At 59.9% G+C, this 22,374-nt stretch carries 17 protein-coding genes; 12 read left to right on the forward strand and 5 right to left on the reverse strand.

What is annotated here, in order from left to right; translation table 11 throughout:
- The first annotated feature begins 121 nt into the window (after positions 1-121).
- The 9 genes from XX99_RS05630 (at position 122) to XX99_RS05675 (ending at position 12,333) form a co-directional block, all read left to right on the forward strand.
- Positions 122-3,682 (forward strand): DUF4020 domain-containing protein, encoded by a 3,561-nt coding sequence (locus tag XX99_RS05630; RefSeq protein ID WP_050058434.1) that lies wholly within the window; start codon positions 122-124, stop codon positions 3,680-3,682.
- Positions 3,683-4,424: 742 nt separating this feature from the next.
- Positions 4,425-5,204 carry an SDR family NAD(P)-dependent oxidoreductase gene (locus tag XX99_RS05640; protein ID WP_050058436.1) on the forward strand — a complete coding sequence of 260 codons (780 nt, stop codon included), beginning with the start codon at positions 4,425-4,427 and terminating at the stop codon, positions 5,202-5,204.
- A gap of 139 nt (positions 5,205-5,343) precedes the next feature.
- Positions 5,344-6,006 carry a TMEM175 family protein gene (locus XX99_RS05645; protein ID WP_231581161.1) on the forward strand — a complete coding sequence of 221 codons (663 nt, stop codon included), beginning with the start codon at positions 5,344-5,346 and terminating at the stop codon, positions 6,004-6,006.
- Between the two features lie 63 nt (positions 6,007-6,069).
- Complete coding sequence (locus XX99_RS05650; RefSeq protein WP_050058437.1) at positions 6,070-7,929, forward strand: ABC transporter ATP-binding protein; 1,860 nt, start codon at positions 6,070-6,072, stop codon at positions 7,927-7,929.
- The gene (locus XX99_RS05655) at positions 7,926-8,900 is read left to right on the forward strand and encodes a YicC/YloC family endoribonuclease (RefSeq protein ID WP_082125283.1); all 975 of its coding nucleotides are present in this window, start codon (positions 7,926-7,928) and stop codon (positions 8,898-8,900) included. The genes XX99_RS05650 and XX99_RS05655 overlap by 4 nt, the downstream gene beginning before the upstream one ends.
- 196 nt (positions 8,901-9,096) lie before the next feature.
- The gene (gmk, locus tag XX99_RS05660) at positions 9,097-9,807 is read left to right on the forward strand and encodes a guanylate kinase (protein ID WP_050059290.1); all 711 of its coding nucleotides are present in this window, start codon (positions 9,097-9,099) and stop codon (positions 9,805-9,807) included.
- A gap of 31 nt (positions 9,808-9,838) precedes the next feature.
- Positions 9,839-10,072, forward strand: a complete 234-nt coding sequence (gene rpoZ, locus XX99_RS05665) for a DNA-directed RNA polymerase subunit omega (protein WP_082125284.1) — start codon at positions 9,839-9,841, stop codon at positions 10,070-10,072.
- 147 nt (positions 10,073-10,219) lie between these two features.
- Complete coding sequence (gene coaBC, locus XX99_RS05670; RefSeq protein WP_050058438.1) at positions 10,220-11,455, forward strand: bifunctional phosphopantothenoylcysteine decarboxylase/phosphopantothenate--cysteine ligase CoaBC; 1,236 nt, start codon at positions 10,220-10,222, stop codon at positions 11,453-11,455.
- Positions 11,455-12,333, forward strand: a complete 879-nt coding sequence (locus XX99_RS05675; protein WP_050058439.1) for a uracil-DNA glycosylase — start codon at positions 11,455-11,457, stop codon at positions 12,331-12,333. Before coaBC ends, XX99_RS05675 begins: the two co-directional genes overlap by 1 nt.
- 22 nt (positions 12,334-12,355) lie before the next feature.
- Here the strand turns inward: XX99_RS05675 and XX99_RS05680 are convergent, their stop codons facing one another.
- Positions 12,356-13,741: a methyl-accepting chemotaxis protein gene (locus XX99_RS05680; RefSeq protein ID WP_050058440.1), complete on the reverse strand. Its 1,386-nt coding sequence runs from the start codon at positions 13,739-13,741 to the stop codon at positions 12,356-12,358.
- 23 nt (positions 13,742-13,764) lie between these two features.
- Complete coding sequence (locus XX99_RS05685; protein ID WP_156185816.1) at positions 13,765-14,340, reverse strand: hypothetical protein; 576 nt, start codon at positions 14,338-14,340, stop codon at positions 13,765-13,767.
- 164 nt (positions 14,341-14,504) lie between these two features.
- Here XX99_RS05685 and priA point away from each other — a divergent pair, with 164 nt between their 5' ends.
- Positions 14,505-16,970, forward strand: a complete 2,466-nt coding sequence (gene priA / locus XX99_RS05690) for a replication restart helicase PriA (RefSeq protein ID WP_050058442.1) — start codon at positions 14,505-14,507, stop codon at positions 16,968-16,970.
- Between the two features lie 61 nt (positions 16,971-17,031).
- Here priA and XX99_RS05695 read toward each other — a convergent pair whose 3' ends face one another.
- Positions 17,032-18,489: a YncE family protein gene (locus tag XX99_RS05695; protein WP_050058443.1), complete on the reverse strand. Its 1,458-nt coding sequence runs from the start codon at positions 18,487-18,489 to the stop codon at positions 17,032-17,034.
- 316 nt (positions 18,490-18,805) lie between these two features.
- Here XX99_RS05695 and XX99_RS05700 point away from each other — a divergent pair, with 316 nt between their 5' ends.
- Both XX99_RS05700 and XX99_RS05705 read left to right on the forward strand, forming a co-directional pair.
- Entirely contained in the window at positions 18,806-19,648 is an 843-nt protein-coding gene (locus XX99_RS05700; RefSeq protein WP_050058444.1) for a hypothetical protein, read from the forward strand.
- A 126-nt stretch (positions 19,649-19,774) separates the two neighbouring features.
- Positions 19,775-20,635, forward strand: a complete 861-nt coding sequence (locus tag XX99_RS05705) for a DUF92 domain-containing protein (RefSeq protein ID WP_184084745.1) — start codon at positions 19,775-19,777, stop codon at positions 20,633-20,635.
- Between the two features lie 10 nt (positions 20,636-20,645).
- On the opposite strand, the gene XX99_RS05710 is transcribed toward XX99_RS05705, so the two are convergent.
- Positions 20,646-21,281: a YdcF family protein gene (locus tag XX99_RS05710; protein ID WP_231581162.1), complete on the reverse strand. Its 636-nt coding sequence runs from the start codon at positions 21,279-21,281 to the stop codon at positions 20,646-20,648.
- A gap of 215 nt (positions 21,282-21,496) precedes the next feature.
- Complete coding sequence (locus tag XX99_RS05715) at positions 21,497-22,141, reverse strand: L-threonylcarbamoyladenylate synthase (RefSeq protein WP_050058446.1); 645 nt, start codon at positions 22,139-22,141, stop codon at positions 21,497-21,499.
- Positions 22,142-22,374 lie beyond the last annotated feature (233 nt).

Genomic DNA, 22,374 nt, shown 5'->3' on the forward strand with positions numbered 1-22,374 from the left:
CCTCCTCTGAAACCGCTGCTACCATCCTCCGCCTTAGCGGAGACTTACAGCGGCGGACCATCTCATTAGCCGACTTATCAGGATTCAACGAGTTCCTTACAATGGCTGTTTGAGAGGCTAAATGCGTTTCCACGGAGTAGACCTGCCGCAAGTAGTGATCGACGCTCAGAAGCGAGGCAACCTCGTTCTGTTCGCCGGCGCAGGCATTTCGATGGATGCGCCCTCCAGCTATCCAAACTTCCTTAATCTGGCCACGGAATTAGGCGGTACTGCCTATCCGATCGAAGAGCACGAGCTGATCGACCGCTACCTCGGGCGTTTGGTTGAAAGAGGAATCCCGGTTCATGAGCGCGTGAAGACCCGCCTCTCCGATCCTGCGTCTCGACCGAATCACCTCCACGAGTCCATCGTCCGTCTATTTGGTGGCGCGGATAACATTCGGATCGTCACAACCAACTTCGACGATCATTTCCGCGGCGCTGCGCAGGCTGTCTATGGCGCTGCACCGGAAATCTATCGTGCTCCAGCTCTTCCTCTCGGCGATGACTTTAAAGGCATCGTGCATCTTCATGGCTCAGTGTTGGATGATGCGAAGAGGCTTGTGCTGACCGATGCGGATTTTGGTCGTGCCTATCTGACGCAAGGCTGGGCAAGGCGATTCGTGCAGCAGTTGTTCTCCAAATTCGTCGTCCTGTTCGTCGGCTACAGTCACCAAGATCTTCCGCTACTCTACCTCGCGCGAGGTATTTCAGCAGCCGAGGATGGACCTGGCCGGTACGCGATCACGCCCTCGGGAAACGACACGTTTTGGGACAACCTCGGAATCACACCGGCTCACTATCCTTTGCGCGTAGCACCACTGGCGAAACACGGAGCTCTCGGCGATTGTCTGTCAGTTTGGGCCGAGACCGCTAATCTCGGTTCCCTCGGAACAGAAGCAAGGATCAAAGGGCTCGTCACTTCGGACCGTCCGCTCGGTCTCGAAGAAGATGATTTCTTGAAGCAAGCTTTGCTCGACCTCGGCACGCTGCGTTACTTCGTCCGCCATGCAAAAGATCCACGCTGGCTGGATTGGATTGAAGAACATCCCGAATTCAGCGCAATCTTTGTGCCTGGTGGTTCTCTGAACGAACGATCTGCGCAACTCGCATTTTGGTTTGCAGAAGAGTTTGCGATTCCTCATTTCGGCTTGGCTCTCGAAATGGTGCGGCGCAAGAACCAAACGCTGTCTCCGGCTCTATGGCATTCAGTGGCACAACGTTTCCATGCCCATGCTGCGGCTGGTGATCCTCTGCGCTTTTGGGTTCCGATCTTGCTGAAAACGATTCCGGCAAATGGCCATTCGGATTTTCTGGCGTACATGATTGACCATTGCACCGTGCCCGCCGACGAGCAGACGATCCTTCAGCTCTTCCGAGCACTGAGCGCGCCGAAGCTCAACCTGAAACGCCGCTTCTTTCCTCCCGAAGACGGCAAACCTGTAGTGCCGGACGCAGAGGTCGAGCCCATTGCGCATGACTACACAATGGGACGCGCCTACCAAGCGAAAATCCAACCTCGCCTCGACGTTTTTGCCAAAGGGATAGCCCTTATCGTAACGATCACCTTTGAAGAGGCCAACGCCCTTCTTGTGATGTACGGGAAGGCAGGCCCCAAATGGGATCCCATCAGCGGGTCACGCGGTTCTGTAACTTCGCGTGCGCAAGATTTCCTGCACAATGGTTTCTCGGTCTTGATCGAGGCTGGCGCAGACGTGCTCCAGTGGGCCGATGAACACGACTCGAAATTTGCCTTCAGCTTGATAGGGCAATGGATCGAATCCGAATCGCTCATCCTTCGGCGGCTTGCTATTAGTGGAATGGCACGATATCAGCCCTTGACTTCAGATGAAAAGCTTTCTTGGGTAATCTCAAACCGAATCGTTGAGAATTTTGGCCTCAAGAATGAGACTTTTGCATTGCTTGCCGCGGTCTACGCCGAAGCTGGAGAAATGGTGCGGACGGAACTCCTGAATCAGGCAGAAGCGGCAATGAATCCGGAAGGCGAGGACTACGAACGATACGAATTCTTCAATCTCCTTTCCTGGCTACACAAGCACGCGCCGGATTGCACTCTGGTCACGGAGAAGCTTGGTTCCGTTCAGCAACGGCATCCAGAATGGAAGATGCGTGATCACCCAGATTTCAACTCTTGGGTTAGCGGCGGGGCCGTGCAACCCGTACCGGACAGCCCCGTTGAGGCTTCCCAAATTGAAGCAATGAAGCTCGATGCTCTCCTTGAAGAGAGCGCTCGTCTCGCGAAAGTGAAGGACACATTCGGGGAGCCGTTTCAAGCGGGATTTCTCCAGGAGATTGCACGAACAGCCGAAGGAAACTTCGCGTGGTCAGAGGGCGTCGCCGCCGAGGCATTGGAACGGAAGGACGTACCCGCTGAGATATGGTCAGCGCTGGTGCGCGGGTGGTCCACCCACCATACACCGGAGCAATGGGCATCGGTGCTCACCATCGTTGAGCGGCTTGAACCGATCTATGACACCGTCCTGTATGAGATGTCATCGCTTCTCAAAGGCGCAGTGGAACGGAAAGAAGACGGTCTCCCCGTCTCACTCTTCGATTCAGCCCTTGCGCGAGCGAACGCCGTATGGGCTGCCTGTGTCGTCCACGAACAAGCTCTTCCGGAGACTACGGACAACTGGGTTACGGTAGCCATCAACCGGACCTCCGGATATCTCCTAGACTTTTACTTCGAGTCGTTTCGGCTTCTGTGGCCTAAGCGGCAAGAGGAACAGGGACGCATTGACTCGGTGCTGCAAGCACTGGAAGTTGCTATCGGCGGAGACGGGCCAGCATCGGAAATTGCGGGAATCCTAGTGACGGCGAAGGCCGCTTTGCTGGAAGAGGTCTCACAGGACTGGTACACCGAGCATGTGTTGCCGTTGCTCGCGGCTCCGACCAACTCAAGACAGTCAGAGCAGGCTTGGGACGGATATCTGGTTTGGGGCACTTGGTCGCAAACAATGCTTCCCGGTTTGATTCCGGCCTTTCTACATCATTTACCGGATATCACGGGGGCTTCCGACGAACGTTCTCGCATGTTCTGCAGCCACCTGGCTGGCTTAGCAGTCTTCGGAGCCATCGATCCACTTGACAGTGGATGGCTCGACGAATTTCTTACTCGGGCTCAAAATCGTGAGCGAATGCATTGGGTCGGAAGTGTTACCGATATTCTGCGTGACGCCGATGACCAGGCGAAAGAGTCGGCATGGGATCGCTGGATACGACGTTATCTGGAGGCCCGTGTCCAATCAAACCCGATTGCGCTTGACGCGGATGAGTCCGGCGCGATGTGTGAGTGGACTCTCGTTTTGAAATCGCACTACGCGGAGATTCTTGAGCTGCTTCTGGCAAGTCCAGCGCCGAACTTAAAACGAGGCATGTTCTACTATCGGCTCCAAGAGGCGGCGCTGCTCGATCGTGCTCCGGCGCTGACTGCCCGCCTTTTGACAGCTCTGCTTTCTCAGGAAGACGGCCAGCAGTTATGGGATTTAGAACAGGTTCATATAATGGTTTCGGATTTGATCGATCTCAAAGCCACCGAGCCTGCACTACGCCCACTTTGTGAACAACTGGGACGTATTGGATCGCCGCGCGCATTGGAATTCCAGGGTCGTTTACAGGCATAGCTACCCTCATGCGAAGGATTTACGTACAACCTCGATAGCTCCCGATGAACGCCCTTCCACACCCAAAACGCATTCACGCAGGAGATAAGAGCGACCGAAAAGGTAGACCACATAACGCCTCGCAGGAGTCAAAATACTTGGCGCATAACTAGGCGCTAACTCTCTAAAATAGAGAGAGGGAACAAAGGGACCGCTCCGCGAGCTGCTCAACCAACCCGGCGCGCTCCTTTCCCATTTTCAGCAGTTCGTCGAAAAAGAAAAACCAAAGACCAACTTCGCTTCTGCGGATACTCTCTGCCCGACGAACGCATTCCAGCCGCGTCTTCAGACGCAATCTCGCCGCCGTCTTCACAGAACCCAAGTTGAACGCCTGCAATGACCAAACCCCAACCCGAACGGAATCAATCACCGCAGTTTATGTAGCACATTCCCGGGGACATCTTGGAAGGCCTCATGCAGTGAATGAGTTACAGCCACGAGGGCCCATGAAAACCCAATGAAATCAATGACGAGCTAGGAACCCACCAATTTTTTTCACGGAAATTCCGAACCGTAAGGCGCCTGCAGCCGACCCACCTTAAATCGTTATCGTTCTGCCGAAAAGGGCACTGCCTTCCGCGAGGGACGAGAGTTCGCAGCGTAGCTCGGTATCTTGCGCGCCGCTTCGGGCAGGAATCCTCCGCCCCTGCAGCCGAATCTATCCTCGTAGTTCGCAGACGATTTTTCCTGCGCGGGAGCAACAATGGATCTGGGATTGAAAGGGAAGCGGGCGCTGGTTACGGGCTCGACGGCAGGGATTGGTTTTGCGATTGCCCGGCAGCTGGCCGCCGAGGGCGCGTTTGTCTACGTAAATGGACGCACCGAGGAGCGCGTGAATCGCGCGGTCGGCGAGATCGAGGGCAAGGTCGATGGCGTTGCCGCTGATCTGGCCACCGAAGAGGGTGCGAAGAAGCTCTTCGCCCGCGTGCCGAAGCTCGACATCCTGGTGAACAACATGGGCATCTTCGAGGCCAAGCCGTTTCTGGAGATCGAAGATGCGGAGTGGCGGCGGTTTTTCGATACGAATGTGCTCTCCGGGGTGCGCGTGACGAGGCACTATCTGCCGCAGATGCTGGCGCAGAAGTGGGGGCGGGTGCTGTTCATCTCCAGTGAATCGGCGCTGCAGATTCCGGCGGAGATGGTGCATTATGGCATGACCAAGACGGCGCAGCTCGCTGTGGCGCGCGGCATCGCCGAGTCGTTTCCGGCAAGCGGCGTCACGGTGAACTCGGTGCTCGCCGGTCCCACTGACAGCGAGGGCGTGGCCACGTTCGTCGAAGGCCTGGCGCGGCAGCAGGGCAAGACCAAGGAAGAGCTGACGAAGGAGTTCTTTGAGCACGCGCGGCCCAGCAGCCTGCTGAAGCGCTGGGAGACCATCGACGAGATCGCGTCGATGGTGGTCTACCTGTGCAGCCAGCAGGCCTCGGCGACGACGGGAGCTTCGGTTCGCGTCGAGGGCGGCGTGGTTAAGTCGATCGCCTGAGGACTGGCCGTCCAGGCGATTGCGCCTTTGGCGCCTTAGGTTCCGTGATCCCACATCTCAGAAGCGAGATGTGGGACGCCCGCGGGGATTCGGGTAATCTGTTGCTTCCATTTGAGACGGAGGAAGCACAGAGACTCTTATGTCCCCAGACCGGTCCGAGACGAAAGATCGCTTTGAGACGAAAAGCAGCTCTGAGATGAAGTCTTCGCGGCTGGAGGCTTTCTCTGACGGCGTCATTGCCGTCATCATCACCATCATGGTGCTGGAGCTGCATGTTCCGCGTGCCGACGGGCTGGCCGGTTTGTGGTCGGTTGCGCCGCGGCTGGGCATCTATCTGCTCAGTTTCCTGATGGTGGGCATCTATTGGATCAACCATCACGAGCTGATACGCCGCACCGAAGTTGTGGACTACGGCATCCTGTGGGCGAACCTGATATTTCTGTTTGTTCTGTCGCTGATTCCTTACTTCGTCGATTACCTGGACGAAAAGTTGTTCGATACTTTCTCTACGATTCTCTACAACTGCACGATGCTGGTTTCGGGGCTGTCTTTTTTTGTGTTGCGCTGGACGGTGATGCGGCTGCAGTGGAAGGCGGGATCGTTGCGGCATAGCGATGAGGCCGAGCAATGGAGGCATGCGGTCAGCCTGGGAATCTATCTGCTTTCTATTGCCGTCGCGTTTTATCGGCCGTGGCTCTCGCTGGCCATTACGGCACTGGTGACCGTGGTATGGATCGTGCCGGGGGCCGGCGTGAAGGACCACGAATCTCCCTCCGCCTCGACGCCGGACAGTCTAAAATAAGGGGATGGTCTTGTACGGCTGGCAATCTCCCGGGCGAACCCCCGCGCCCCTGTCGGAGCGGGAATGAAGCGTGTCTGGCGCCTTCTGCACTACTCGCGCCGCTATTGGCTTCAAGCGATCTCGTCCGTAGTTCTGGCTGCCGGAGTTGGACTCTTCGATGCCTTCCGCGTGCTGCTGGTGGGGCCGATCTTCGACAACGTTCTGCACCCCGATGCTGTTCATAAGGATTTAACCCTGTCCTCGATGCTGGGGCCCCGCTTCCACATCGACTTGACCAAGCTGGTGCCTTCGCACTTCCATAATCCGTGGACGGTGGTGGCCTTCGCTTTTGTAGGTTCGACCTTCCTCAAAGGTATCTGCGACTACGCCGGAACCTATCTTGCAAACTATGCCGGCTTCGGCATGATCACCGATATGCGCGACGACCTTTATGAGGCCATCCTGCGCCGGTCGATCTCGTTTTTTCAAAAGCACGCGACCGGAACTCTGCTCTCGGCGCTCATCAATGACATCGAGCGCGTGCAGTACGCCATGTCGTCGGTGCTTTCGGATTTTCTGCAGCAGATCTTCACGCTGCTCTTCACCATGGTCGTGGTCATCATGCTGGGCGGCAAGATGGCGTGGATTCTGCTGATCTTTGTGCCGGTGGTGATCGGGTCGATCCGCAAGATCGGGCGTGGTGTTCGCAAGACAACGCGCAAGGGCCAGGACAAGCTGGCCGAGATCCAGAACATTCTGCACGAGACCATTACCGGCAACCGCATCGTCAAGGCCTTCAACATGGAGTTCTGGGAGCTGCTGCGCTTCCGCAAGGCGGCCCGGAAACTTTTTCGCGCCAACCTCAGCTCGGTGCGCGCGCAGGCCATCAGCTCGCCGCTCATGGACCTGATCGGCGCCGTGGCCATCGCGCTGCTGCTGTTGCTGGGGCGCAACGCGATCCGCGGCCAGGCGATGACCGAGGGCATCTTCTTCGCGTTTATCGTGGCGCTCTTCAAGATGTATGACCCGGTGCGGCGATTCGCGGTGTACTACAACAGCTTCCAGCAGGCGCTGGGCGCTTCGCAGGCCATCTTCGACTTCATGGACGATCAGGACGAGGTGATCGAGAAGAAGCATCCTTATCAGCTGAAGGGCTTCAAGGAGAGCATCCGCTTCGAGAATGTCGGCTTTAACTACGGCGCGGATGAGGGCGGGCAGGTGCTGCACGAGATCAACCTGGAGATTCCGCGCGGCGAGATGATCGCGCTGGTCGGGCCCAGTGGCGCAGGGAAGTCGACGCTGGTGAATCTGGTTCCACGGTTCTTCGACGTGACCTCGGGCCGGGTGCTGGTCGATGGCCACGACATCCGCGATGTGAGCCTGCGCTCGCTGCGTGAGCAGATCGGCAAGGTGACGCAGGAGACCATACTGTTCAACGACACGGTGCGCAACAACATCGCCTATGGGCAGCCCGACGTGCCGCTGTCGAAGGTGGTCGATGCGGCCAAGGCCGCGCTGGCGCATGAGTTTATCCTGCGCATGCCGGAAGGGTACGATACGGTGATTGGCGAGAAGGGCTTTCGCCTGTCGGGCGGTGAACGCCAGCGGTTGGCCATCGCGCGGGCGATCCTGAAGGACGCGCCGATCCTGATTCTCGACGAGGCCACGTCAGCGCTCGATTCGGAGAGCGAATCGCTAGTGCAGACGGCGCTCAACAATCTGATGTCGGGCCGCACCAGCGTGGTGATCGCTCACCGGCTCTCGACCGTTCGGCGAGCCACACGCATCGCCGTCCTGGAGCGCGGACGCATTACAGCTATCGGCTCGCACGAGGTACTCTTGCAAATTTCACCTACATACCAGAAACTCTACAGACTGCAGTTTATGAATGCGTCGGATCTGGATTCCTTCGAAACCGCGCTCACCGTCAAGGCGGATGCATGACCGCCCCTGCCTCTCTGAAGGCCCCCGCAGCCAAGGATGAAGCCCGTTCTCCGCGTCCGGTTTTTTCCATGACCGGCTTCGCCCGGACCTCGGCGCGGGTCTCCGATACCCTCGGGTTCAGCCTCACCCTGAAGAGCGTGAACCACCGCTTTCTCGATCTTCATCTGCGTCTGCCCTCAGGCACGGACGCGCTGGAGATGGAGCTGCGCCGCGTGCTGAAAGAGAAGCTCTCCCGCGGGCATGTCGAGGTGATTCTCAACCTCGAACGCAGCCAGAAGACCGATAGCTCCTACGATGCCGCGCAGGTTGCGCTGTACATCGCGGCCTTTCGCTCGGCTGCTGCCGAGCACGAACTCAAGGGAGAGCCGGATCTCAACCTGATCTTCCGCCTGCCCGGAATCTTCAATGGCGAACGCAGTGAGGGGCGCAGCGCGGAACGCGGCTCCGACGAGGAATTGCAGGCGCTCGAAGCAGCGGTGCTACGGGAGCTACCGGCGCTGGTCGAAGCCCTGAACACCATGCGAGCCCGCGAGGGCGGAGTGCTGGCAGGGGAGTTGAACGCCGGCCTGGGCCGCCTGCAAGCGTTAGTGCACGAGGCGGCGCTGCTGCGCAAAGATGTACAGCAGGCTTACTTCGAGCGCATTGCGCAGCGATTGAAGGCCATGCTCAACGGATCGTTCGAGCCCGACCGCGTTCTGCAGGAGGCGGCGATGCTGGCTGAGCGCAGCGACGTCGAAGAAGAAGTAACGCGCCTGCACGCGCACATCGACCACTTCCGCGCGCTGCTCGAACAGGGCGGCGAGATCGGCAAGAAGCTGGACTTCCTGCTGCAGGAGATGAACCGCGAGGCGAACACTTTGCTTTCGAAGACGGGAGGCGTGGCCGGAAACGGTCCTCGCGTCACGGAACTGGGCCTGGGTATGAAGTCGGAAATAGAAAAAGCTCGCGAGCAGATACAAAATCTTGAGTAAATGCCGGGTGAAATTCGAAGCCCGGCGATAGAAGAACACACGCAGGCTGTTGCGGAGCGCGGATGTCGTAAGCGAAGCTGGATTGTTGAGCGGCGGTGAATCGAATACATCGCTGAAATTCCCGATTCGTTCCGCCGTTAGAAAGACGACACACCGCATCAGCATTGCGTTCGCCACAAAGGAGAAGAGCAGCGTTTTGGCCGGCATTTTATTTCTCATCTCGGCGCCCTCGGGTTCGGGCAAATCCACCTTAGTCGACCGACTTCGCTCTCTCGAGAAGGATCTGGCTTTTTCCGTCTCTTACACCACCCGTCCTCCGCGCGGCGCCGAACAAGAGGCGCGCGAATACCATTTCATCTCGCGCGAGAAGTTCGAGGAGATGATCGAGAACGACGAGTTTCTGGAGCATGCCGATGTCTTCGGCAACTACTATGGGACGGCTCTCCACTCCTTGACCGACGCGTTTATTCAGGGCAAGGATTTGCTCCTCGATATCGATGTACAGGGCGCATCGCAGGTGCGCAAGAGGATGCCGGAGGGGGTGAGCATCTTCCTGATGCCGCCTTCGCCGGAGGATCTGGCCTATCGGCTGCGCGGCCGCAGCCGGGCGGAAGGCTCTGTGGACGAAGCAGTTATCAGCCGGCGGCTGGCGAAAGCACGGCAGGAGATTGAGAATTACCGGCAATACGGTTATATTCTGGTCAACGACATCCTTGATCGAGCCGTAGAAGAGATGTCAGCGATCGTTTCTGCAGAACGATTGAACCGCACCCCCGGTTCCCGTACCGCGGAAGAGCGACGACTCATAGAAATAGCGGAACGATGCCGCCAGCGAAACTCTGAGGCGCGGATCAAACCGGTGCTTCAGGCGTTCGGCGTGCTCAATGCCGAAACCGCCCCTGTCTGAGCGGTCGAAGCAATTCGATTCAGGAGAAGCCATGAGCGTTGAACAGGGATTCGATAGCAATTTTCGTTACGTGATGGTCGCCGCACGCCGGGCCCGCCAGCTTCAAAATGGTTCGCAGCCGTTGGTAGATTCCCACTCACGCAAGGCCTGCCGAGTAGCCCAGGACGAGATCGCCGCGGGCAAGGTGGGCTATGTCAAACCTGCAACTCCGGTCTTCAAACCGGAAGTCGCAGCCCCCGACATTCCCAAGTTCGTCGCTTCCTAAAGATTCCGCGATCAAGCTCCAGCTGCTTCAATAGGAGCAGCTGGAACTCGCGGGGAATGCCTGTCCGTTTTCCCCTCTCAGGACAATCGCGGGGCTGTGTCTACTTTTTCGTGCGCTGCTCCGGTTTTTGCCGATAGAATCTTGGGTATGAAGGTTACCGTTGGTGTATCCGGTGGCATAGCGGCCTACAAGGCGGCAGAGCTGGTTCGCGCGTTGCAACAACAAGCTCTTGACGTCCACGTGGTGATGACGGAATCGGCGCAGCAATTTGTGCAGCCGGTTACCTTCGCGGCGCTCAGCGGCCACAAGGTGATTACCAGCCTGTGGACCCTCCCTGATGTTCCCGACGATAATTTTTCATCCGCTATCGAGCACATCGACGCCGCCCAGTCCACGGATGCGCTGGTGATTGCGCCGGCTACCGCGAATATCCTGGCCAAGTTTGCCCACGGCATCGCCGACGATTTTCTCACTACGCTTTATCTGGCCACTACGGCTCCGGTCATTGTTGCGCCGGCGATGAACGTGAACATGTGGCAGCACGCCGCCACGCAGCACAATCTGGATGTTCTCGCCTCGCGCAATGTGCGCATCGTGCAGCCGGCCAGCGGCTACCTGGCCTGCGGCATGACGGGTAGCGGACGGCTGGCGGAGATTCCGAGCATCGTCGATGCCGTACTCGGCGTACTGCATCATCGCAACGACCTCAGCGGCGAGACCGTGCTCATCACCGCCGGCGGGACCCGTGAGGCTCTCGACCCGGTCCGCTTTCTTGGCAACCGCTCCAGCGGAAAGATGGGTTATGCACTGGCCGAGGCCGCGGAGCGCCGCGGAGCGCGGGTGATTCTGGTCAGCGCGCCGACAGCATTGCGGCCGCCCGCAAATGTCGAGATCGTTCCGGTGATCACGACTGAAGAGATGCGCGGGGAAGTGATCAACCGCGTGGACCAGGCCTCGATTGTCATCAAGGCTGCAGCAGTTGCCGACTACCGTCCCATCCGCCAGTCCGGGCAGAAGATGAAGCGGCAAGGGCCGCTGACGCTCGATCTGGAACCGACCGCGGATATCCTCTCCGAGGTGGTCGCACGGCGGCATCCGGGACAGCTGATCGTCGGTTTCGCGGCGGAGACGGAAAACGCCGTCGCTCATGGCCGCGACAAGCTGCTGCGCAAGGGCGCGGATGCGATTGTGCTCAACGACGTTTCGCGCGAAGGCATCGGCTTCGACTCGGATCGCAATGCGGTGACCTTCCTCACCGCGCAGACATCGCTCGACCTGCCGGAGATGACCAAGCGCGATCTGGCCGACCGCATCCTCGAGGAGATTCTCGGGCTGCGTCGTCCACAGCATGTGGTCTCCGAAACGGGTACGATGTTTGAGTAATGTCCAGGCTGCTTCCCGAGATCGAAGAGATTGTTACCGCGCGTTTGCGTTACTACCGCGACCTCGGCGTCTATGATTTTTACCGCCGCGGCGAAGCTGAACTTCTAACCGCCGAGCCGCAATCCTTAACAGAAACTGCGCCTCTAGAACTCGCGCCTGTAGAACCAGCGCCGGTCGAGCTATCGAAGCTCGATCTGCCCGCGCTCGCCGTAACTACCTCTCTCGATCCGGAGCCAGCTATTCCTCCACGCAAGCCAATCGTTCTTCCGCCCGCGCTCGTTCCCGATATCCTGCCCGCAGCCCAGCGCCCCGGCGCGCTTGAAGCCATTCGCGCCGAGATTGGCGACTGCACTCGCTGTCCGCTGGCCTTCCAGGGACGCCACAAGATCGTCTTCGCCGACGGCGATGCCAATGCACGATTGATGTTCGTGGGCGAAGGTCCGGGAGCCGACGAAGACGCGCAGGGACTGCCGTTTGTGGGGCGCGCCGGACAGCTGCTCAACAACATGATCAACGCCATGGGAGTGACGCGCGAGCAGGTCTACATCGCGAACGTAGTGAAGTGCCGTCCCCCGCAAAACCGCACCCCGGAGCCCGACGAGGCCAACACCTGCATGCAGTTTCTGTGGCAGCAGATCGACGTGGTGCGCCCCGAGGTGCTGGTGGCGCTGGGCGCCACGGCGGCGACATATCTGCTGGGCCGCAAGGCGTCGCTGGTCAGCCTGCGCGGACAGATTCACGATCTCCGCGGCAGCAAGCTGATCGTCACCTATCACCCGGCTTATCTGCTCCGCGATCCCACGCAGAAGAAGGAAGCGTGGAAGGATCTGCAGATCGCCATGCGCGAGCTGGGACTGAAGGGTTCTTCTCCGAGCTGAGACAAGATCATCCGAACGGCTTCTAGTACGAGACGCCCAGGCGCTGCGTTGCCTGGTTCATTGAAGCGTCTCGGACGGAAGCGCCCACATGGCCAAAAGCATGCGACTCTCTTCCTCCGCTCAGCGCCGCCAGCTGTTCGACGATGCTCTTGAGGAACTCTGCTTGGGCGGTCAGCTCTTCGGCTGCGCCGGCGGTTTCTTCGGCTGCGGCGGCGTTAGTCTGCGTTACTTGCTCCATCTGGTGAATCGACCGCGATACCTGATCGATTCCTCTGGATTGCTCCTGGCTGCCGGTGCTGATCTCGTCGACCATGCTCTTCATCTTGGCCGACTCGGCGGTGATGGAGCGGATCTCCTCGGCTACCTGATTGACCAGGGCCACTCCGGAAGAAGATTTTGCGATGCCGTCTTCGATCAGCGAGGCCGTGTCCTTGGCCGCCTGCGCGGAGCGCTGAGCCAGGCTGCGAACTTCGTCGGCGACTACGGCAAAGCCCATCCCGGCTTCACCTGCGCGAGCGGCCTCTACGGCGGCGTTGAGGGCGAGGATGTTCGTCTGGAAGGCGATCTGCTCGATGACCTTGATGATGCGCGACACCTGCTGGCTGGAGGCGTTGATGTCGCTCATCGCAGTGACCATGCTGTTGAGCGTGACATTGGTGCCCTCAAAGCGATGAGCGGCCGCCGAGACCAGGCTTGCAGCCGATCGGGAGTTTTCCTGGTTGCGCTGCGAGACGGCGCTCATCTCGGTGGTGGCTGCCGATGTCTCTTCGATGGATGCGGCCTGCTCGGTCGCGCCCTGCGCGAGGCTTTGGCTGGAGGACGAGACCTGCGCGGCGGCTGACGCGATCTGATCGGCAGCGCCGCTGAGGTGCTGCATCACGAGCCCCTGCGCCTGAATCGATCTTCCAAACTGCTGCGCGATCCAGCAGGCGGGAATCACTTCCAGCACGACGAAAAACGCGTGAATGAGAACGATGCTGAAAGATGCTTTGTAGTTGAAAATGCCGGTGGGCAGCCACAGCCAGAAAATTATGTGATGCAAGGAGATGGTCGCTGCGGCACACAGCAACGGGGCGACGCGGCCGAAGACCGTCAACATTGCGAGCAGGACGAAGATCTCGAAGTGCGCTTCGATCATGCCTCCGGAGACGTAGATGGCGAGGGCGCTCACGCCCATGGCGGCGATAGCGATGGCGATTGCGCCCAGCTCCGAGCTGCGGTCGCGAAACAGGATGGCCGCCGGGCCGGCAAGGAGAACGATCATGACGCCCGCAACCAGTACGAGGCTGACATTGTTCATCAAGGCCACGCCGCACAGGACGGGCAGATGTGCGAGCAGCAGAAGAAAGCCGCCGGTGTTCACCTTCGCGTTGTAGGACAGTTCGTGTTGTGTCATCTCATGATTCATAGGAATCCTCCAAAAATGGCCGGCTAATACTTCAAGTGAAACGGGTCTGCCTTGCGCCTGAGCCGCGCGCCTACCGCACAGCCGCGAACGGCGAGGACTTCCGGTGATTTTCCGAAACGAATCTGTTGCAGGATGTTTCCATCCTGATCTCCGCGTGTGCCGTATCCGCCCATGTAGGCGATTTTGTTCCCGGGCGAGGCGAGCACGAGAAGAGGCACGCCATAAAGTCCGGCGGCTTGTGGAAGATCTTTGGCCGCGACGTGCGTTACCGCGAAGCCTTCCTGATCGAGCCGGGCCAGTAGCATGTGGCTGCCGGGCAGATAATCTTCGTCGCCGTCAACGACCAATATTTGTTCGGCGACTCCTGTGAATGGTCCGCGCTTGAGCAGATGCAGCATCACTTTTTGCGAACAGCCACAGCTTCCCGATAGGACGTGAAGAACTCTCCATCGCTGGCCATCGGGTCGTTTCACGAGCGCGAGGACGGTGTTTGAAGGGCTCCGAAAAGGCTGATGGTAAGACATCAGCGCCGCGCCGATAAGCACTACGGCAGCAGCCCAGACGGCGAGCAAGCATGATGTTCTGGTGAACTTCTTCACGCAAAAGACCTCAATTGTTTCAGCGGGAACGGAGCATAGGGGCAGCCCCTCTCTTATCGACAGCAGGGAGGAGTTTGTTCAACGGCAAATGGGTTTTGTGGCATTTAATCGCTGTACGTTTGACGCCGCGCGGAGAATTGCCGGGTTCTTGTACCCTAATCAAAGTGCCTGCCTTCTGCGATGTTGCTTTGCCTGTCCCTCTCGATCGCGCCTTTACCTATGCGCTTGCGGAGAGGATTCCCCCGATCGGTGGACGGGTGCTGGTGCCCTTTCGCAACGAGAAGCTGGCCGGGATCGTGCTTCGTCTGCACGATGAGCCGCCTCCGGTCGAAGCCAAGCCGGTCCTCACCATTCTCGATGAGGAGTCGATCCTCTCGCCGCAGCTTCTGGACCTTGCCCAGTGGATCGCGCAGTATTACGTCGCCCCGGTGGGCGAGGTGCTGCGCGCCATGCTGCCGCTGATGAGCGAGGTGAAGAAGCAGGAGCTCTATCGCATCACCGATGCGGGCCGCGCGGCGCTCTTCGAAGGCGCGGAGCAGGGTTCGTCGCGACGATCGCGGCGCTCACCGGAAGAGCAGGATATCGAATACAAGGCGCTCAACTATCTCGAACCGGGCGAGGCGGTGCGCACCGCGACGTTGCGCTCGGCTACCGGCGTCACGCGCGAGCTGCTGGCCGGAATGCTGCGCAAGAAGTGGATCGCGCGCGAGACCACGGCTGCCGCCCGCGATGCGCGGCGCATGGTCCGCTATGCGGTGCTGGTGGCAGATGCGCGGCTGCCCAAGCTGAACGAGAATCAGCAGGCGATTCTGGCCGAACTGGCGGGCAGCGGTGGAGAATTGCCGGTTGCGGAGCTGCGCCGTCTCGAGGTTCCTGCGTCGACCCTGGGAACGCTGGTGAAACGCGAGCTGGTGCGCATCGAGGAGCGGCCTGCGGAGTTCCACCTCACTCATCTCTCCAAGATGCATCGGCCTGCACATACGCTGAATCCCGCGCAGCAGGCGGCTCTGGATACCATCACGGCGGCTGTCGAGACCAACGAGTTCCGGCCGCATCTGCTGCATGGAATTACCGGCTCGGGAAAGACGGCGGTTTATCTTGCGGCCATGCAGCGTGCTCTGGATCGCGGCAAGTCGGCGATCTTGCTCGTCCCTGAGATCGGGCTTACGCCGGCCATGGCTGCGCAGCTGCATCATGCCTTCGGCGCGGAGGTGGCGCTGCTGCACTCGGCTCTCACTCCGGAGGAGCGCAGCGAGCAGTGGCATCGCATCCGGCGCGGCGAGGCGCGAGTGGTGGTGGGCACGCGCTCGGCGGTCTTCGCGCCCGTGGATCATCTCGGACTGATCGTTGTGGATGAAGAGCACGATTCGAGCTACAAGCAGGAGTCGATGCCTCGCTATCACGCGCGCGATACGGCGGTGATGCGCGCCAAGCTGGCCGGCGCGGCCATTGTGCTGGGCTCGGCCACGCCGTCGCTCGAATCCTGGCACAACGCGCGCCAGGGCAGGTATGCGCAGATCGAGATGCATCGCCGGGTGATGGAGCGGCCCATGCCCAAGGTCGAGCTGGTGGACATGCGCCGCGAATTTCAGGAGACGGGACAGGAGCATCTCTTCTCGCGTGCGCTGATCGAGCGGACGCAGGCGACGCTCGATCGCGGCGAGCAGGCGATTATCCTGCTCAACCGGCGCGGCTATTCGTTCGTGGTCATGTGCCGCGCATGCGGCGAGAAGCTGGAATGCGAGAACTGCTCCATCTCCCTGACCTATCACAAGCCGGTGACTTTATCGGATGGCCGCGCGCCTGCTGGCCAGCGGCTGGAATGTCACTACTGCGGTTACAAAAGAAATGTCCCCGCGCGCTGCCCCAAGTGCGACAGCGAGCACCTGTATTTTCTCGGCGCCGGCTCGCAGCAGGGCGAAGAGCGGCTGCAGGAGATCTTTCCCGGCGCGCGCATCGGACGCATGGATCGCGACACCGTGCGCGGCCGCGGCGATATGGAGCGGCTGCTCATGCGTCTGCACTCCGGCGAGATCAATCTGCTGGTGGGCACGCAGATGATCGCCAAGGGGCACGATATTCACGGCGTCACGCTGGTGGGCGTGGTTGGAGCCGATTTTGCGTTGGGACTTCCTGACTTTCGTGCGGCGGAGCGTGTCTTTCAACTGCTCACGCAGGTTTCAGGCCGCGCCGGACGCGGTGAGCTGCCGGGCACCGTGCTGGTGCAGACTTATCATCCCGACCACTATGCGATCACCTGCGCCGCGGAGCACGACTTCCATGCCTTCGTCGAGCGCGAGATGAAGTACCGCAAGTGGATGCACTATCCGCCTTTCGCTTCGCTCGCGAATCTGATCATTCAGAGCCCGCATCTGGAGGAAGCAGCCGGCTGGTCGGCTACGCTGGGTCGCTGGTTTCAATCCACACAGCTGGACGGCGTGCGCGTGCTCGGACCGGCAACGGCTCCGCTGGCCCGCATCAAGCGCATCTATCGGTTTCATCTAGTATTGAAGGCGGAAAAGCGCGGGGTCCTGGCTCGTACTCTACGCATGGCTTTGGCTCATGCCGATGCGGTGGGCATTCCGCGGAGAAATCTGATCGTGGATGTGGATGCGGTCAGCCTGATGTAGCCGGTTAGAAAAAGGAAGGGCAGCCGCGATGGCTGCCCTTGTTATTTGAGCGCGGTTGCGATTATGGTGCGCCAGACCCGACGGCACGGCTCTGCGTGTTGCTGTTGGTGCTGGTGGCTGTTGTTCCCGTATATTGCGCCGTGGTGTGGAGGTCGACCACTGCACCCTGCACCTGGATCGCCGCCGAGACTACATCGGTATCGGTGCGAATGATGGTTACGAATGCGCTGTTCTGCGCGGTCACGTAGACCTTTCCAGTGGGATAGTTGTATGCCGAGTCGATGGTGCGGGGCTGGGGAATCATCGTGCCGGTTATGGTGTTGGGCGACAGCGGAGTTCCCGACAACAGGATCGTCGACTGCGGCGTAAAGCTGGTCAGGTTCACTACCGTGACCGTGCCGTCACCCTCGTTCGCGGTGTAGACGCGGCTGCCATCCTGGAGGACGGTGAGGGAGGCGGGGTTGGCTCCGACGGGCACCGTGGCCAGGACATTGCCGAAGGTTGGACTGTCGTTGCCGTAAGGATCCAAACTTACATCGATAACGCTGACGGTGTTGTTGTCGAAGTTCGAGGTCACCAGCAGGTTTTTCGTTCCGTAAATCTGTGCGAAGACCGGCCCGGCGTTGCAGGGCGTTACGCCGGCGCAGAGATTGATGGTTCCGTTGGCGCCGAGCCTCGTATTGGGATCGACCATGTTGAGCTGATCATTGATGACCGTCACAGTACCGCTGGTGCGGTTCATGATGTAGGAACGCAGTCCGTCAGCCGAGGTGACGCCGTAGACCGGGCAGATACCGAGTCGCAGCTGAGATGAGACGGTATTGGTGGAGACTTCGATGGCGTCGGCTTCGCCGGGCACCGTCACCGAGGATGGATTGGCGCATTGTCCCCAGGTGACGCTACCGCCGTTGCTGTTGCCCTGGCTGATGGAATAAACCCGCTGCGAGGCAGGGATGCCGGTAACGCTGACCACGCTGGGCGCCACCGCGACCTCCTGCTTGAGAGCCGGAGGACTGCCGATGTAGGCGCCTACCGAGTTCCGGCCCTGCTCAACGACATACTGTCCGGCGGTGATGGCCAGGGCATTGAACGGAGCGGCTCCGCTGAAGAGGGTGCTGCTGGCCACGTTCTTGGTCTGCAGAGTCTCGGTAATCGGAACGGTGCTGATGGTGTTATCGCAATTCAGGCTATAGGCGTTGGCCCCGGCCGCGTCGAGGGCAAAGGTGATGGGACCGGTGCCGATCTGCGCTTGCGCCGTGATGCTGTCACCGGAGAAGTCGAGAAGGGTGACCACGCCGGGATTGGCGTAGGCCGTTGCCGGGCACGGTGGCGCGTTGGCCGGCAGGGAAGACGGCGGGACCAGATCCGGCTGCGAAAAGACAACGGCGAAGGCCGTGGGTTGCGCCGCAGGGCCGGTTGGCAATACGGGAGTAATAACGGGGCGATATTGGCTTCCACAACCCGTGACACCGGCCAGAACCAGCAGCGCTCCGGCTGCCAGCCATTTCAGACTCTGCACTCGCAATTACCTCACTTCACAATCGATCCGCTCAAAACCGCTCATCCCGGAAACAAGACTGGTGAATCCAGATCGCGCATCCTGACGGAAGTACGATTGTAAATCACCGCAGCGTTTGACTTTCTCCGGGAGGGAAAGGAAAGCCGATTGCCGCCTCCCGATGCCCAAACATAGTCATCCCGGCGGCTCTTCCGGACGGGGTTCGCGCCGGGGAACAGGGTTCAGGGAGCTGCATTCTATTCGCGTGACCGAAAATTGCATTTTCTGTCGGGTTTGGTGCCCGGCGATCTCGGCAGGTGGATATTATCTATCTCGCATGGGTGAGCGAAGATTTAAAAATAGCTGGAGCCGGATCAAGAGAGCGAGAGACCACCTCGTCGCATTCCAATGTGAATGGAATGCAGTGCTTGCCAATAACCCCTTTGGGTCTGTCGTTCGATATGACGAAGACAGCAGTTGCTATGTCGCAAGCCTTACTGCCAGCGAGACCACCCAAAAAAGGATTGCCGATACCATCCTGCCACTCATACTCGGCGAGTTTGCTCATCAGCTTCGAGCGGCTCTTGATGGGTTGATCTGGGACGCCATTACCTACACGCAGGGAGCCGAGCCTCCAGCCGACGCAAATAGTCTCTATTTTCCCATCCTCAACGGTAGGAATCGGGATTTCAAGAAGTGTGGATTCCACAAATTTCCATTCCCAGATAATCTCAGGATTTGGCTCGAGTCGATACAGCCTGACAGTGCCGAAAAACCTCTGGGTCACCCTGATAGGGGACTCTCGGGCGCTCTCGAAGATGTTCATAACCTCGCGCGGCTCGATAGGCACAGGAGATTGCGAATCATCGCCGCATTTCCCACGGAACTCTTCGCAGACATCGTTTTTGATCCCCCTGAAGGGTTCAAAGACATCGACAGAGAGGGCCTTCCCTGTGACATTCTCGGCGGTCAGTACGACCGCCTAAGGTTCAAGGTCGAAAGCGCGACCGGGAATCCGCCCCAAAAGATAAGGATCATAACTGGCGCGAAGTTCGAGATATTTTTTGAAGACATTCCGCCCCTGCAAGGCATGCCCTCTGGAGAACGGTTGAGCAATCTGTGTGAAGCGATCGCTTATGTTATTAGCCGGTTTGAGGGCGAATTCAAAGCGGACGACTAATTCAGCGCTCCAGCAAAGAAATAAACATTCCTCGTCAGCTGGGGGCAACGATGCTTGCGGTAGGGGATGGCGCCGGACCATCGCCTCTCCTCCGTCCCAATCGTTTACCTTCAAACAAGATTCCTCATGGCTTCCAACCCTCATCGCGGCGAAGTTCTGCGCTGGCAATCGCAGCTGGTGCTGGCGTTCACGGTGCTGCCGGTTTTCGCGGCGCTCCTGGTGCAGACGCTTGGATTTTCCTGGATCGCACCTTCTCTGCTGCTGGAGGGGGCGGCCATCGGAGCCGGATTCGGGCTGCTGGCGTGGGGGCTGCGGGCGGCTACTCCGGGCGCGGCGCTCACCGGCCCCCTCTTCACAGCAGGCTTTTATTACGCCGTCCCCGGCTGGCGGACAGTGTTGTGGCCGCTGTTCGCATTATTTTTCCTCACCGTCTCGGCGACCCGTTTTGGACGGGCTCGCAAGGAGCAGCTGCTGGTTGCCGAGCAGCGCCGCGGCCGCTCGGCCTATCAGGTGGCCGCCAACCTGGGAGCCGCTGCGCTGGCCGGCGTTGCGATGAGCCTCGCCCATTTCGCGGTGCTTGCACCGATTCTCGGCCGCGCGATGTTGATTGCCCTGGTCGCCGCTCTGGCCGAGGCCACCGCCGATACCTTGTCATCGGAATTGGGCGAGGTGTTGGGCGGGGAACCGCTGCTGCTGACGACGCTGCGACGGGTCTCTCCGGGAACCGACGGGGCGATCAGCATGGCAGGGACGCTGGCCGGATGCGTGGGCGCTGGTGCGATCGTGCTGCTTTCTGTCCTGATTCTGCCGCTGTCCTGGGCTGAGGGTCTGATCGCGCTGGCCGCCGGAGTCTTCGGGCTATTTTTCGACAGCCTGCTGGGCGCGACCATGGAACGGCGCGGCTGGCTGAACAATGACGCGGTGAATTTTCTCTCGACCTGCGCTGCTGCGGTCTGCGGGGCGATCGTCATGATGGCGCGGAGCTGAGGATGGACTGCTAGCGACCCATGCCGAGCATGCGGCGGAAGCGCCATACCGAATAACTCATAATCTCGTGCGTTTTGCGCTGGAAGGCGTCGGTGCGGGAGATTCCTTTGCCCGGTGGGCGCGGGGATGTGACCACGTCCAGCCCCAGGCTGGAGCAGAGGGCATGAATGCGGAAGAGATGGGTGCCATCGCTGACCACCAGAATCTTCTTGAGGCCATTGGCGCTGGCGATGACTGCCAGCCGCCTGGCTGATTCCTCGGTGTTCTTGCTCTCGGTTTCAGCAATGATGGCTTTTTCCGGGACGCCGTGGGCGAGCAGGTAGTCGTGCCCCACTCCGCCCTCGGAGTGTTGATCTGCCGGGTCGCCGCCGCCGAGAGTGATGATGACTGGGGCGAGTTTCTCCTGGTAGAGGGTGAGGCCGTGATCCAGGCGCGCGCGCAGTACGGGGGAGGGCCGCCCGTCATACTCGGCTGCACCGAAGACGGCGATGGCATCGGAGGGCCGGGCCTCATCGTGTTCGGCATAGGCTTCAATCTGGGTGTTGACCCAGGCCACCCAACCGAGGCCGAGCAGCAGGAGGATCGACAACGCGATCCAGACGGGAGACTTCCCCGGCTGCCCGGAGCGGGCGAACTGGCGGCGCATGGAGCGTAGATTGTTCTCCGGGACAATCATGGGTGGAAAGGCAAAGCGTAGCGAACCCGGGACCCATCCTGCCGGAGTGCGGCAGGCGAGAATGCCCGGGATAGAGCCGCGATGCTCAGCGGGACTTTGCCCCTCTCATCAAATTTGCCTCTCTCTCGCAAGAGATGACGATACGGTATGCGAGGAGTCGGCGCCATCTTCGTTTCGAGCGCAATTCACGACTGCAATGCGAGCGCGATCTCGTGGGTCGGAATGGCTCCTTCGCGCAGAATCTGCCATGAATTTTCGCCTCCGGTGAGGTCGACGATGGTGGTTGGCAGGCTGCGCGCCGTCGGTCCTCCATCCACGATCAATGGGATGCGGTCGCCTATCTGGTCGCGCACGGCGGCAGCGTAGGTGCACTCCGGCATGCCTTGCAGATTGGCCGAGGTTGCGGTGATGGGCAGGCCGAAGGCCTCCACGACCGCGCGCGGAATCGCGGCGTCGGGAACGCGGATGGCGACGTTGCCGGTATTGGCCGTGCTGCGCAGGGGCAGGCGTGAGCTGGCCTTCACGATCAGGGTCAGCGGGCCGGGCCAGAAGCGCTCGGCGAGGCGATCCAGGGTGGAACCGGTTTCGCGCGCCAGCTCGTAGGCCTGGGAGACGTCGGCGATGAGCAGCGAGAGCGGCTTATGCTTCAGGCGATGCTTGATCTCATAAATGCGCTCGACGGCGCGCAGGTTCACCGGGTCGACGGCCAGGCCGTAGAACGTGTCGGTCGGCAACGCCGCGACTTTGCCGCTTCTCAGGCATGAAACAACGAATTGCACCCGATCCGGCTCGGGTTCGTCCGGATGAATACGCAGAATCTCTGCAGACAAGGTCACTCCAATTTTCGAAACATACTCGCGAAGCGGCGTTCGAGATTTCCCTGACCCTGCGCCGTGGGATAGATGCGCAAGAGGGAGTTCTTCGGCCGGAGCGAGCCAGACTGCTCAATTTTATGCCAAGGCATGGCGACCACGCCGAGCTACATCGAATTGCGGGTGGCTCCCTTGAGTCTTTCCGCGATCGCTCCACACTGCGCGCACATTAAAAACCAACTAAAATCGCA

The sequence above is a fragment of the Silvibacterium bohemicum genome (assembly GCF_001006305.1).
In the GTDB taxonomy this organism is placed as follows: domain Bacteria; phylum Acidobacteriota; class Terriglobia; order Terriglobales; family Acidobacteriaceae; genus Silvibacterium; species Silvibacterium bohemicum.

Excerpts from the sequence above, each read along its gene's own strand:
- XX99_RS05700 (WP_050058444.1), top strand. The coding sequence starts at position 18,806 with ATGGGTGAGCGAAGATTTAAAAATAGCTGGAGCCGGATCAAGAGAGCG.
- XX99_RS05675 (WP_050058439.1), top strand. The coding sequence starts at position 11,455 with ATGTCCAGGCTGCTTCCCGAGATCGAAGAGATTGTTACCGCGCGTTTG.
- XX99_RS05710 (WP_231581162.1), bottom strand. The coding sequence starts at position 21,281 with ATGCGCCGCCAGTTCGCCCGCTCCGGGCAGCCGGGGAAGTCTCCCGTC.
- XX99_RS05655 (WP_082125283.1), top strand. The coding sequence starts at position 7,926 with ATGACCGCCCCTGCCTCTCTGAAGGCCCCCGCAGCCAAGGATGAAGCC.
- XX99_RS05640 (WP_050058436.1), top strand. The coding sequence starts at position 4,425 with ATGGATCTGGGATTGAAAGGGAAGCGGGCGCTGGTTACGGGCTCGACG.
- XX99_RS05650 (WP_050058437.1), top strand. The coding sequence starts at position 6,070 with ATGAAGCGTGTCTGGCGCCTTCTGCACTACTCGCGCCGCTATTGGCTT.
- XX99_RS05630 (WP_050058434.1), top strand. The coding sequence starts at position 122 with ATGCGTTTCCACGGAGTAGACCTGCCGCAAGTAGTGATCGACGCTCAG.
- XX99_RS05645 (WP_231581161.1), top strand. The coding sequence starts at position 5,344 with ATGTCCCCAGACCGGTCCGAGACGAAAGATCGCTTTGAGACGAAAAGC.
- XX99_RS05705 (WP_184084745.1), top strand. The coding sequence starts at position 19,775 with ATGGCTTCCAACCCTCATCGCGGCGAAGTTCTGCGCTGGCAATCGCAG.
- coaBC (WP_050058438.1), top strand. The coding sequence starts at position 10,220 with ATGAAGGTTACCGTTGGTGTATCCGGTGGCATAGCGGCCTACAAGGCG.
- XX99_RS05680 (WP_050058440.1), bottom strand. The coding sequence starts at position 13,741 with ATGAATCATGAGATGACACAACACGAACTGTCCTACAACGCGAAGGTG.
- rpoZ (WP_082125284.1), top strand. The coding sequence starts at position 9,839 with ATGAGCGTTGAACAGGGATTCGATAGCAATTTTCGTTACGTGATGGTC.